Consider the following 13,789-nt stretch of genomic DNA (forward strand, 5'->3'; position numbering starts at 1 on the left):
AAGAACAAAGCAATGATTGGATCAATATTGGGAAACGTTCGCGTCATCGCCAAACGAATCTGGCAATCACCCTCCGTGAAAGTTCTTCTGGTTGCATTAGTACTATTTTTCTGCGTCGATTTTTCATTTCCCGTCAAAACAACGATTCCGTATTCTACCCTGATTACGGCTCGTGATGGCTCAATCCTGCACGTTTTTTTAAGTCGCGACGACAAATGGCGGATGTATGCCGAACTGCCCGAAATAACTCCTACTCTCCGCGACGCTATTTTGTTCAAGGAAGACAAGTATTTCCGGTATCACTTCGGATTTAATCCAGTGGCCATGGTTCGGGCCGCCGGGCGAAATCTTCTGTCGGGCCGACGCACATCGGGCGCGTCGACCATTACGATGCAGACCGTAAGACTGCTCGAACCCCGCCAACGAACCTACCGGAGCAAGCTCATCGAACTATTCAGGGCCGTACAGTTGGAAGTCCATTATTCCAAAGATGAAATTCTGCAACTGTACCTGAATCTGATTCCGTATGGCGGAAATATCGAAGGCCTGAAATCGGCATCGCTACTCTACTTTGGCAAACCGCCCAAGCTGCTCAGTCTGGCCGAACTAACCACCTTAACTATTATCCCGAATAGACCGTCGAGCCTCAGGCTCGGCACGAACAATGCTTTCGTTGTTCAGGAACGAAACCGCTGGCTTACCCGCTTCCGCACGAATCACCTCTTCAACGATGAAACCATTAATGATGCGCTGAATGAGCCACTCATTGCTTACCGACGTTCAGCCCCGCAACTGGCTCCTCATCTATCGCGTCGACTTCGGGCCGAAAATCCCGATTCACCCATTATTCACGCATCGCTGCAACCGGCAACGCAGGCTACCGCCGAGCAGTTAGTTCGAAACTATTCAAATCGCATTCGAGCGCATAATATCCACAATTCGGCCGTACTGGTTGTGGATAACCGAACCAGAGAGGTAATCGCTTATGTCGGTTCGTCTGATTTCGGCAATGCATTTGACGGTGGTCAGGTGGATGGTGTTCGGGCCATACGGTCGCCGGGTAGTGCCTTGAAGCCCTTGTTATACGGATTGGCTTTCGATGCAGGCGCTATTACTCCTAAAACGAAACTCAACGACGTACCGACAAATTTCAGTGGTTACGAGCCCGACAATTATGACCGGAAATTCAATGGGCCCGTTACGGCCGAATTTGCGCTGGCCAATTCCCTCAACATTCCGGCAGTAGCGTTGCTGAAAGAAGTGGGTACACCGGTCTTAATTGCAACGTTGCGTAAAGCTGGTTTTTCAACGATCAGGAAGCAGGCCAGAGATTTAGGGCTTTCCATGATTCTGGGCGGTTGCGGTGTTACACTCGAAGAAATGACCCGATTGTATACAGGACTGGCCAATGGAGGCTCAGTAAACGAGTTACATTTTACCACTCAACCCGCAACCGCCCGCCCTCGTCCAAATCAGGAGAAAGGAGTCAGTGTAGTGTCAAAGGAAGCTGCCTATCTCATCACCAACACACTCACACAGATTACCCGACCTGATTTGCCCAACAATTTCGACAATAGTTATCACCTCCCCCGAATTGCCTGGAAAACGGGCACATCCTACGGTCGGCGCGATGCCTGGAGTATTGGCTATAATCAGCGCTACACCATTGGCGTATGGGTGGGTAATTTCTCGGGTATTGGGGTCGCTGAACTCAGTGGTGCCAATACGGCAACGCCATTGCTGTTTCAGCTTTTCAATGCCTTGGATTATAACTCGCCCAATGGATGGTTCCGAAAGCCAGCAAGTAGTTTGTCGATGCGGCTCGTCTGCCCCGAAACCGGCGACATACCCGGCGAATTCTGCGCCAATCCGATCACCGACTATTGCATCATGGGTGTGTCCCATTATCGACGGTGCCAGCATCGAAAAGCCGTTTTTACGAATGCGGCAGGAACACTATCCTACTGCGCCCATTGTCGTCCAGATTCTGGTGCCGTACGCCGGTCATACGCCAATTTATCGCCGGAAGTTGCCGTCTTTTATCAGAGCAGGCATATTCCCTTCGATAAAATGCCTCCCCATAATCCGGCTTGTGAACGAGTTTTCGGCGGCAACGCCGGGCCGCTGATAACGAGCCTAAACGATGGCAGCGATTATTTCATCAATCCAAAACAACCGGCCGATCTGGAACTGGGCTGTCAGGCGGCCAACGATGTAGAAACCGTATTCTGGTACCTGAATGACAAACTGTATCGAAAAGCAAAACCAACCGAAGCCATTTTTTTCAAACCTCAGCCCGGCCCGTTAAAAATCTCCTGCGCCGACGACAAAGGACGTTATAGCGATTTACGGGTGATGATAAAAAATGAGTAATAGTTTCTTCATTTTGCTTTTCCACTATTTATCAACACATTTCCGTTGGAAAATTCAATCATACGATCAATGAAAACTTTACTTGTATTCGCTACGGCTTTATTGTTCACCACAGTCAGTTTTGCCCAACAAACCACCGACCCAGCGCAAGATCCAACGGCTCTTGGGAATGCATTCTTTAAAGCGATGCTCGATGAAGATGGTACTACAATCGGAAAGCTACTCGCCAGTGATTTCAGCCTTACCAGTTTCGACGGTAATGCGGTTGAAGGAGACTTGTTAGCTCAGGGTGTTTCTGGTGGGTATGTCGTGGTCGAAACCGCTACTGTTTCAAACACGCGGACACGCCAATATAACAACGACGCAGCTATAATGACAGGAACCTGGAAAGCGAAAGGTAGTGTTCAGGGTCAGGGATTTGACACCACGGTATCGTTTTCTATCGTATCGGCCAAGCAGGGTGGCTCCTGGAAAATTGCGAATGTTCAGTTCACACCGACGCACTGATAACCGCTCAATAAGTCAAAGATTGAAAAACCAACCCACTCACGAATTTTGAGTGGGTTTTTTCGTCAATCTTTGACCATTCATTACTACACTATATGAAAACGCGTCTGTTCCGTCTTTCTCGCATTGGCGGACTATTCCTGTTAATCCTTACGCCCTTCCTTTTTCTACTGAACTGTTCCCGGCTTTCATTCAATGAAGTAACGGTAGTCGGTCGCAATTTTGGCGACGAAGTACAACAGACACAAAACCTCACCTTCTCGTTTAACAAGAACGTTGGGCCCACCGCAAAACTTGACGAATGGGATTCGACTCAGTATGTGCGATTCATTCCGGCCGTACGCGGCAAATTCAAATGGACCGCCCCGAACGAGCTGGTATTTTCGCCAGCAGTCGCCTTTAACCCGGCAACCGATTACCGAGCCGAGCTGACCGATGATATTCTGAAACGGTCTGATCAGCAAGACCTGAAAGTGTCTGGCGATGACATTGCCTTTCATACGCCTTACCTGCAATTGACTGGTACCGAAAGCTGGTGGGCCAAATCGAAGGAAACCGGGCAGCCGGTAGCCAGGACCCGGCTTAACTTCAATTACCCCATCAGTTCGGCTGAAGTATCAACCAAACTCGGCATTTCGTCAGAAGATAAACCCTTAACAACACAGGTTGCCCAAAGTGATGCTCCAACTAGTGTAGCCCTGATTCTGGCGAATGCGCCCGCACAAAAGAATGAACAACCGTTGACGATCAAGCTCGATAAAGGGATCAAAATACCAAACACTGCCTATGTTAGTAAGGACGTGATTGAAGAGACCGGAACGCTCCCATCGCGCTACAAAATCGATATTGTCGATGTACAGACGAGTTTCGAAAATAACCGCGCTGGCGCAGGACCGCAGGGCGTTGTACGGGTCATTACAACCCAGGAATTACAACCCGGTGAGCTTAGTCGATACTACACCATTCAGCCGCAGGTCGAAACAACCGTTGAACTAACTGAAAATGGTTTTATTATCCACGGCAATTTCAGTGAAACCGATACGTATGTGTTAACACTTACCGATCAGATCCGGGGCACGCTGGGCACAAAGCTCAACGAGCCCGTAACCCGCGATTTGTTTTTCGGAAAAATGCCCGCAAGCATTCAGTTTGCCAACAAACAAGCTCTGTATTTATCGTCGAAAGGGGCCAGAAATATTGGTTTGGCTATTGTTAACGTACCCAAAGTGCAGATCAAGATTGCGAAGCTCTACGAAAATAACATCCTGAACTACCTTCGCTCAGATCGCTATGAAGAATACGCCGAAAATGCCGATGGTCAATGGAAACCTTCTGGTGCATTCAACTACAGCGATGACGAATCGGGTGACCTGAGCGATGTACTCGTCAGCAAGACCGTCGAAACGGCCGACCTGCCTAAAGTTCGGGGCGTGTCGGCTCTAAACCTGGCCTTACCCGAGCATACTAAAAACCTCGGCGAGCATCCCCTCCGCGGGGTTTATCTGGTAACGGTTGGCTCTAAAGACGAAGCCTATCTGCGGGCCAGTCAGCTGGTATCGGTGTCGGATATTGGCCTGGTAGCTCGCCAGACCAAAGACGAAGTATTGATCTGGGCAAATTCAATTCAAACGGCCGAACCATTGCAAGGTGTTGAACTAACGCTGGTTAGCAGTAATAATCAGTCCGTCTATACGCTAAAAACCGATGGCAGTGGGTTCGCCCGATTTGAGAAAGTTGCCGAAAAAGCCCCCGGTTTCAAAATCGCATTGATTACCGCAAAACTGGAGGCTCCCGACAACGACGACTTTAATTTTCTTTTCTTACCTGACACGCAGGTCGAAACATCGCGTTTTGACGTAGAAGGCAAACGCGATAATGAATCAGGATTCGATGCGTTCGTATATGGCGATCGTGATATTTACCGGCCCGGCGAAACCATTCACTTTAACACCGTAATCCGGTCGCAGACCTGGGCGAGCGTGGGCGAAATTCCTGTTCTGATTCGTCTCCTTATGCCCAATGGCCGTGAATTCCGGGCGTTCCGCAAAACGACCAATGCGCAGGGAGCCGTAACAACCGACATTCCACTTGATCCAGCCGCCGTAACGGGCAGTTATACGATTGAAGTGCTGAATGCAAACAACGTATTGTTAACCTCTCAGGCCGTGAGTGTCGAAGAGTTTATACCCGATCGCATCAAAGTAGATGTGCTGAGTGATCGAACCAGTTATAAATCGGGGCAGACGATCACGCTCTCAGCTACGGCTTTAAACCTGTTTGGCCCGCCCGCTTCTGACCGCGCCTATGAAATGGAGTTGCAGCTTAAACGGAAGGTGTTTGCACCAAAAGGATTTGGCGACTACAATTTCGATATTCCAAACGAAACGACGTTCCCAAAAGATCTCCGGCAGGGTCGTACGAATGCCAATGGACAGGCAACCGAACGATTCCCGATTCCGGCACTTTATCAGGACATTGGCGTCCTTGAAGGAAAGTTGTTCGTAACCGTTTTTGACGAAAATGGCCGACCTGTCAATCGGCTTCGGCGCTTCGATGTACTCACTCAGGATACATTCTTTGGGGTCCGATTGCCCGATCGGTATGTGGCAACCAACGCGCCTGTTGCCGCCGAACTGGTTGCCGTCGATCCAACGGGTGCCATCCGACAGTCGGCTTCCGCCAGTGTAGAGGTAATTCGGTACGATTACCAGACGGTTATCGAGAAAAAGAATGATCAGATCAAATACACGACCAAACGGCGCGAGAAATCCGTGTATAGCAATACATTGATTTTTAAAGCGGGTAAAGCGGGATTCAGGTATGTGCCAACGACTTCGGGCGAATACGAAATACGTGTTCGTCGGCCGGGCCAGTCCGATGCTTCGGCAATAAGTTATGCCGCTACGGGCTTTTATGCTTATGGCTATGGCAGCACGTCGGCTTCGTCGTTTGAAGTAAGTCAGGAAGGACAGGTACTGATGACGCTGGACAAACCCATTTACCAAACGGGCGATAAGGCCAGCGTTCTTTTCAAGGCCCCCTTCGATGGTAAACTTTTGGTAACTGTCGAACGAAACCGTGTGATCGAACACCATTGGTTAACAACGACCAATAAATCAGCCGAGTGGAGTTTTTCGGTCGGGGCTGAGCATCTGCCCAATGTATACGTTACGGCAACACTGATTCGGGCCATTGATTCGGGCGCGGGTACAAATCTGCCTCTGACAGTAGCCCATGGTTTTGCTCCCGTATCGGTTGAAGATGCAGATACGAAACTACCCATCACGATTACCGCAGCCACGCAATCGCGCTCGAAAACGAAACAAACGATAAAGATCAAGACCGCTCGGAATGCACAGGTAACAGTTGCCGTAGTCGACGAAGGAATTCTGCAACTGAAGAATTTTAAAACGCCTGATCCACACGGATTCTATTACCAGAAACGGGCGCTCGAAGTAGGTAGCCATGACCTGTATGCGTTGCTTTACCCCGAACTCTCGCTTCTTTCGTCGTCCAGCGTTGGGGGCGATGGCTATGATCTTGAACGGCGGGTCAATCCACTCAGCAATGGCCGGGTGAAGCTGGTTGCGCTCTGGAGCGGAATTCTGGATACCGGACTGGATGGAGAAGCCGAGTTCACCGTCGATATTCCCCAATTTTCGGGTGATCTGCGAGTAATGGCGGTATCCTACAAAGACAACGCCTTCGGATCGGCAAACACCAACATGAAAGTAGCCGATCCAATTGTGATCAGCACTGGCGTACCCCGTTTTCTTACCCCCGGCGACCAGGTAGAATTGCCCGTTAATCTGAGCAATACAACCAAACAACCGGCCACTGTTACGGCCCGGCTTACCCTGACCGGTCCCCTATCAGCGGATAGCCTGACCACGCAGAAACTAACCATTCAGCCCGGCCGCGAAAGCCGTACCATCTTCCGGATCAAGGCAAACCAGACTATTGGCCCTGGCGCCATTACGGTTACGGTTAATGGCTTGGGTACATCCATGCGGGGCGAAACGTTCACCGAAAAAACGGACATAACTGTTCGCCCGGCGGCTTCGTTACAGAAATTTACGCTATCAGGTGCCGTTGTCGGTGGAAAAACGCAAACCCTGACATTGCCCGGCAACCGTGCGACGGACCGTTTCCTGCCCGGAACATCCCGGACGAGCGTTACACTCAGTCGGTCGCCAGTGGCTCAGTACGGCAAAGAGCTGTCGTTTTTGCTAGGGTACCCGCATGGTTGTATTGAACAGACGATTTCCAAAGCTTTTCCACAGATCTATTTCGCCGATTTAACCAAACAGCTTGGGGCCAATACGTATTTCGTTCGGGCTGGTGATAGTGACCTGAATCCATCTACCAACGTTAGACAGGCCATTCAGAAGATTGAGGGATTACAGGCTCAGAATGGCGGATTTTCGATGTGGTCTGGTCAAACAGAAGTCGATGAGTGGGCCACAGCCTACGCCGTGCATTTCCTGAGCGAAGCCCAGGAAGCAGGTTATGAGGTTCGGAGTTCGGTGCTCAGTTCGGCTCTCGAGCATTTAACCAACTTCGCCAACAACCCCGCGACTGAAAATGCCATTTCTTTCGATGAGGCTGGTGGACGAACGGTGAAAAAAGTAGCCAGCCGAACCAGTATTTATGCGCTCTACGCGCTGGCTGTGGCAGGTAAGCCAAACCGCTCGGCCATGAATTATTACAAACAGAATGCGGGTTCGCTAACAACCGATAGCCGCTATCTGCTGGCTTCGGCATTCTTTCGGGTTGGCGATACGCGCAGCTTTACAGCGCTATTACCAAAACGATTCACGGACAACACAACCGAACGGCAAACGGGTGGCAGCTATGCCTCACCCCTGCGGAACCTCGCCCTTGTGCTCGACGCCCTTGTAGACACCGATCGCGATAATTTGCAGGTACCAGCGCTGGCTCGTCAGCTCTCAAATGCATTGCGCCAGTCGAGTTACCTCAACACACAGGAAGCAGCCTTCGCCTTTTTAGCACTGGGTAAACTGGCTCGTCAAACGGCCAACAGCACCGCTACGGCGACTTTAACAGCTGGCGGAAAATCGCTCGGTGCGATGAACGATGCATTTCTGAACATTAAACGTGTACCAGGCAGTCAACCATTGACTTTAAGTACCAAAGGCGCTGGCAATGTGTATTATTTTGTCCAGAGTGAAGGCGTTCCGGAAAATGGCAGGATTACCGAAGAGGATAATGGTCTGCATGTTCGTCGGGAGTTTCTTGATCGCGACGGGAATCCGCAACATGAGATTCGGCAGAATGATCTGGTCGTTGTAAAAATCACACTGGCAAGCACCAACGGCTTAGAGGTCGAGAATGTCGTTGTAACCGACTTGCTACCTGCCGGGCTGGAGGTGGAAAATCCACGACTGACGGAACAGCGCGATATGCCCTGGATCAAGAGCCCGACCAATCCTGACCATTTCGACTTACGCGACGATCGAATTAATTTCTACACTACGGCCAGCGGCAAGGAACGAACCTTCTATTACCTAGCCCGAGCCGTTTCAAAAGGCCGATTCGTACTAGGCCCTGTTTCGGCCGATGCGATGTATAATGGCGATTACCGAAGCTACAATGGAGCAGGTGTTTTAGTGGTCAATTAATGTGCCTGCTTTTGGCCATGCGTTTCGTTGTGGAGTGTTCATTTATCTCTACAGTTTTTAGGGCAATAGCTTCCCCAGTTTAGTGCTTAGTTGTGCCTGACGGCTCAAAAAACGGTGTGGTACGTTTTTTGAGCCTTTTTTGACAACATACCAACAAATGATACTAACGTTATGGAAAGGAAAACATGGGTTGTAGCCGCTATGCTGGCAGCTATGACAAGTTTGTCGTCCTGCGCTTCGTTTGAAAGCTGGCTCTATGGCGGCTCGAAAAACAGTCGACAGGATATGGTACAGCGGGATCGCACGAGTGATACCCGTGACTCGCGACGACGTTCGTCGGATGATATGGACGAACGCACCAGCCGGAATCGTGACGATAGGCAAGATGAACGTGTGAGTCGGAATGATTCGCGCGACTATAACTCGTCGAATTCTTACCGAAACCCATATCGGTCATCTGATGACCGGGACGACCGGCCAAATCGTGTATCTGATAGCGATTCTTACAACAATCGCTACAATGATCAATCGTATGATCGCCGTGATTCCTACAGCAATGACGACCGCGATCGCAACTCCAACTCAAGAGACTCTTATAACGACCGCTACTCCAACAACCGCAGCAATTACGATGATCGGGACTCACGCGACTCGTATGGCTACCGCTCTGATAACAACAGTTATCGGGATAGAAATAATTATGGCAGCACATACGACAACCGGGATAATGGCCGGGATTCGCGCCGTTATGATGACCGAAACGATCGATCCAGCAGCAATGATCGACGTGATTCCGATCAGCGTTATGATGATCGCAGTAACCGCAATGATGACCGGGATTATCAACGCGACGATCGGGACAACCGTCGGGATGATGATCGCTATAACAACGATAGTGACCGTAATAATCGGGGTGGTTTAAGCAATCTGTTTGATCGTCGGGATCGGGATGATCGCGACAACCGGAATGATGATCGGGATAGAGATAGCCGTCGCGATGATCAGCGGAACGACGACCGCGACAGCCGAAACAGTCAGAACAGCCGGAATGATGATCGCGACAGTCAACGCGACGACCGCGACCGGCGCCAGGATAGGGATCGTGATAGCCGAAACAGCCGCAATAATGATCGATACAGTGACGATCGAAAGGATCTGTCTGACCGTATTTCGGAGCAGATGGACAAGCTCGACGACCAACTCGAAGATGCCAAAGCCGAGGTAAAAAACGAAAGCCGTAAAGATCGGAAAGCACGTGAAGACCGGATCAACGATCTCGAGGATAAACGTCGCCAGTTGTCAGACTCCTATTACAAAGTTCAGCGGTCGGGCGAAGATGATTTCAAAAAAGTGAAACGCGAAGCCAACCGCACAGTCGACGATATTGAAGATGCCATTGAAAAAATGGGCGATAAGATTGACAAAAAGTAATCATTTGTTGGTACTATCCGTCGGGACTGGTCTGAAAGGCCAGTCCTTTTTTTTGCCTGAACGTATCAATGTCCTGCAAACCACAAACCACAAGCTATATTTGCAGTATGGCATTAATAAAACCTGTTCATGGGATTCATCCCACGTTTGGCGACAATTGCTGGTTTGCTGAAAACGCTACCCTTGTTGGCCAGATCACGATGGGCCGCGATTGTACGGTCTGGTATAACGCTGTTGTGCGGGGTGATGTTAATTCGATCATATTTGGCGACCGCTGTAACGTTCAGGATGGAGCCGTAATACATTGTACGTACCAACGGCATAAGACCACAATCGGCAACTACGTATCGATCGCCCATAATGCGATCGTACATGGCTGCACCATCGAAGACAAAGTGCTGATCGGAATGGGAGCGATAGTTATGGATGGAGCCGTAATCGGAACAGGAAGCATCGTTGCCGCCGGAGCTATCGTTACCCAAAATACAATAGTACCACCCGGTTCAATCTACGCCGGAAATCCGGCCCGATACCTGAAAGCAGTTTCGCCCGAACAGGAAGAAATATTCATGCGTACTGCCAATAACTATGTCATGTACGCAGGTTGGTTTAAATAGGCTCATGGCAGCTAAAACGTCAGCATTATTGCTGCTCTGGCTACCGGTCAGCCCAGCGCAAACTGAATCCTGCGTACCCTTCTCAGCACATGGATGACTTTTTAATTTACCTCCGCTTGGGTTTCGACCATATTACGGACCCCAGTGGTTATGATCACATTTTATTTGTCATTGCCCTTTGCGCCGTTTATACACTCAGACAATGGCGACAGGTACTTATTTTAGTGACCGCTTTTACAATAGGTCATTCGATTACCTTAGCGCTGGCTACACTCCAGCTCATTACCTACAAAACCGCGCTGATCGAATTACTGATCCCGATCACAATTCTTATCACAGCCATTACGAATTTCTTTTTTCAGGAGACGAAATCGCGGTCGCTGGTTTCGTCGAAACAATCGGGACGTCCCTGGCGCTATGGATTGGCACTGGCATTCGGGCTGATTCACGGCATGGGATTCTCCAATTATCTGCGTAGTCTGTTAGGTCGAGAAGCCGATATCGTTAAGCCATTACTAGCATTTAATATTGGGCTGGAACTTGGGCAACTGGTTATTGTCAGTATCATACTGGCGATTGCCTATATCGTGCTTGACATACTCCGAAGCAGCCGACTTCGCTGGACACTGATTGTATCGGGTATGGTGGCCGGAATGGCTTTATCGCTCATTATTAATAACGAGTATTTGAGCGAGTTACTGAAATAAGATTACCGCTCCTCCTTTAGCACCTTATTCTCATCAAAATACAGATCGGGTATACATCTTTTTTTTGTATTTTTAGCCCTTCTGTCAACAACTATAATCCAATTTATGCAAAAGATAATTTTGCTGGTAACGAGTTTAACCATGTCAACATGGTATGCGCAAGCTCAGGCACCAACTCCTTCGACCCAACATGCCAACACGCGCTTTGAGCAGCTTGGGCCGATATTGCCTACACCCAACACATTTCGAACAGCCTCTGGTGCGCCCGGAAAGGATTATTATCAAAATCGTGCCGACTATGATATTAAAGCTACGCTCGACGATACCAATCAGAAAATAACTGCATCTGAAACGATTACTTACCATAATAATTCGACGGATGCGCTTCCCTATATCTGGCTTCAGCTCGATCAGAATCTGTTCAAGCCTGATGCCACTGGCCGAACATCACAAACCAATAGCATCAGTGCCGAACGCGGATCATCGTTTCAGCAACTGGGTGCCATGACGGCTCTCACTAATAAAGATTACGGGCAGAAAATCACTTCTGTTCGCGATCAGGCCGGGAAGCCAATTAAATATACCATTAACCAGACCATGATGCGGATCGATTTACCGCAGCCACTGGCACCAGGGAAATCGTTTGTCTTTTCAATCGACTGGAACTTCAAAATTGTTGACGTTAAAAGTGTTGGCGCCCGGTCGGGTTATGAATTCTTCCCAAAAGATGGCAATTACGTCTATGAAATTGCTCAATGGTTTCCACGGCTGTGTGCCTATAGCGATGTGACCGGCTGGCAAAACAAGCAGTTTCTGGGCCAGGGAGAATTCACGCTGATTTTTGGCAATTATAAAGTTGCACTGACAGTTCCCAACGACCATGTCGTTGGCGCTACCGGCGAACTTCAGAACCCAACACAGGTTCTGACCTCCACGCAGCAAAAACGCTGGAACGAGGCAAAAGGTCGGGGCGATAAGCCGGGCGAAAATCCCGTGCAGATTGTGACACAGGCCGAAGCTGAAGCGGCCGAAAAAGCCAAGCCAGGTGATGTTAAAGGGACCAAAACCTGGATTTATAAGGCTGATAACGTCCGTGATTTTGCCTTTGCCAGCAGTCGGAAATTCATCTGGGATGCGCTTCAACCAAACGTAGAAGGGAAACGAGTTTGGGCAATGTCATTATACCCTAAAGAAGCCAATCCACTTTGGGGCCAGTATTCTACCCGACTTGTGGCCCATACGCTCCGCTCCTACTCAAGTCGGACCATTGCTTATCCGTATCCAGTAGCCTACTCCGTTCACGGACCCGTTGGCGGCATGGAATATCCCATGATTTCGTTCAATGGCGCTCGCCCTGAGTCAGATGGCACCTATTCGGAGGGCACCAAAAATTTCCTCATTTCGGTCGTTATTCACGAGGTTGGGCATAACTTCTTTCCGATGATCGTCAACTCCGACGAACGGCAATGGTCGTGGATGGACGAAGGCTTAAACAGTTTTCTGGAGGGGCTAGCCTGTCTGGAATGGGATGCTGATTTCCCTGCACACGGTATCGATCCTCAATATATTGTGCCGTATATGCAGCTCGATTCCACGCAACAGGTCTCAATCATGAGTAGCTCGGATAATATTCCGAGAAATACGTTCGGACCAAATGCCTATACAAAACCTGCTACGGCACTGAACATTCTTCGGGAGACGGTAATGGGCCGTGAGCTGTTCGATTATGCCTTTAAAGAATATGCCCGTCGGTGGGCCTTCAAATCGCCCGAGCCGGCCGATTTTTTCAGAACCTTGGAAGACGCATCGGGTGTTGACCTCGACTGGTTCTGGAAAGGCTGGTTCTTTAGCGTTCAGCCCGTTGATCAGTCGTTGGTAAAAGTTGATTGGTTTCAGACTAATTCGCAGAATCCGGAAATAACGAAGGCCGAAGCCCGGAAAGCGGCTCAACAACGATTAAATACGATCAGCAAACAACGCGACGCGCTGAGCAAGGATGAGACCGTCGTTGCGCAGGACAGCAGCATGCGTGACTTCTACAATCGCTATGATCCCTATGCGGTTACCGATGAAGATCGCAAAAAGTATCAGGATTATCTGGCCTCGCTCTCGGCCGAAGAACGTCTACTGGCCGAAGCCGGTACAAATTTCTACACACTGTCACTCAAAAATAAAGGCGGCATACCCATGCCGGTCATTGTCCGGATGGAGTTTGAAGACGGCACCGACTCAGTAGCTCGCTTTCCGGCCGAAATCTGGCGCTTCAATGACGTATCGATTAAAAAAGTAATCGCAACGTCTAAGAAAGTGAAGCAATGGACGCTCGACCCTTATTATGAGATCGCAGACATCAATACTGAAGACAATACGTTCCCGCCAATGGCACAGCCAACGCGCTTCCAGTTGTTTAAGCAACGACAGGGTGGAGGAGCAGCTGGACCTAATCCAATGCAGCAACAACGTCAACAATCACCGGCCAGGCAAGGAACCGGTCGAAATTAACCAAGAACTT

7 protein-coding genes are annotated in these 13,789 nt (G+C 49.6%); all 7 read left to right on the forward strand.

Annotated elements, in window-relative coordinates:
* Positions 1-12 precede the first annotated feature (12 nt).
* Positions 13-2,373, forward strand: a complete 2,361-nt coding sequence (gene pbpC / locus G8759_RS35330) for a penicillin-binding protein 1C (RefSeq protein WP_167218477.1) — start codon at positions 13-15, stop codon at positions 2,371-2,373.
* A gap of 69 nt (positions 2,374-2,442) precedes the next feature.
* Positions 2,443-2,880 carry a nuclear transport factor 2 family protein gene (locus G8759_RS35335; RefSeq protein ID WP_167218478.1) on the forward strand — a complete coding sequence of 146 codons (438 nt, stop codon included), beginning with the start codon at positions 2,443-2,445 and terminating at the stop codon, positions 2,878-2,880.
* Between the two features lie 95 nt (positions 2,881-2,975).
* Entirely contained in the window at positions 2,976-8,522 is a 5,547-nt protein-coding gene (locus tag G8759_RS35340) for an alpha-2-macroglobulin family protein (RefSeq protein WP_167218481.1), read from the forward strand.
* A 171-nt stretch (positions 8,523-8,693) separates the two neighbouring features.
* Positions 8,694-9,953 carry a hypothetical protein gene (locus tag G8759_RS35345; protein WP_167218483.1) on the forward strand — a complete coding sequence of 420 codons (1,260 nt, stop codon included), beginning with the start codon at positions 8,694-8,696 and terminating at the stop codon, positions 9,951-9,953.
* 107 nt (positions 9,954-10,060) lie between these two features.
* On the forward strand, positions 10,061-10,570 hold the full coding sequence (locus G8759_RS35350; RefSeq protein ID WP_167218485.1) for a gamma carbonic anhydrase family protein: 510 nt from the start codon (positions 10,061-10,063) through the stop codon (positions 10,568-10,570).
* 89 nt (positions 10,571-10,659) lie between these two features.
* Positions 10,660-11,277, forward strand: coding sequence for a HupE/UreJ family protein (locus G8759_RS35355; protein WP_167218487.1), 618 nt, complete (start codon positions 10,660-10,662; stop codon positions 11,275-11,277).
* A 105-nt stretch (positions 11,278-11,382) separates the two neighbouring features.
* Positions 11,383-13,779 (forward strand): M1 family metallopeptidase, encoded by a 2,397-nt coding sequence (locus G8759_RS35360; protein WP_167218489.1) that lies wholly within the window; start codon positions 11,383-11,385, stop codon positions 13,777-13,779.
* The last annotated feature ends 10 nt before the right edge of the window (positions 13,780-13,789 follow it).

This window comes from Spirosoma aureum, assembly GCF_011604685.1.
Lineage (GTDB): Bacteria > Bacteroidota > Bacteroidia > Cytophagales > Spirosomataceae > Spirosoma > Spirosoma aureum.

What these genes read in the sequence shown, in the direction of transcription:
- pbpC (WP_167218477.1), top strand. Translation starts at nt 13, where the DNA reads ATGATTGGATCAATATTGGGAAACGTTCGCGTCATCGCCAAACGAATC.
- G8759_RS35335 (WP_167218478.1), top strand. Translation starts at nt 2,443, where the DNA reads ATGAAAACTTTACTTGTATTCGCTACGGCTTTATTGTTCACCACAGTC.
- G8759_RS35340 (WP_167218481.1), top strand. Translation starts at nt 2,976, where the DNA reads ATGAAAACGCGTCTGTTCCGTCTTTCTCGCATTGGCGGACTATTCCTG.
- G8759_RS35345 (WP_167218483.1), top strand. Translation starts at nt 8,694, where the DNA reads ATGGAAAGGAAAACATGGGTTGTAGCCGCTATGCTGGCAGCTATGACA.
- G8759_RS35350 (WP_167218485.1), top strand. Translation starts at nt 10,061, where the DNA reads ATGGCATTAATAAAACCTGTTCATGGGATTCATCCCACGTTTGGCGAC.
- G8759_RS35355 (WP_167218487.1), top strand. Translation starts at nt 10,660, where the DNA reads ATGGATGACTTTTTAATTTACCTCCGCTTGGGTTTCGACCATATTACG.
- G8759_RS35360 (WP_167218489.1), top strand. Translation starts at nt 11,383, where the DNA reads ATGCAAAAGATAATTTTGCTGGTAACGAGTTTAACCATGTCAACATGG.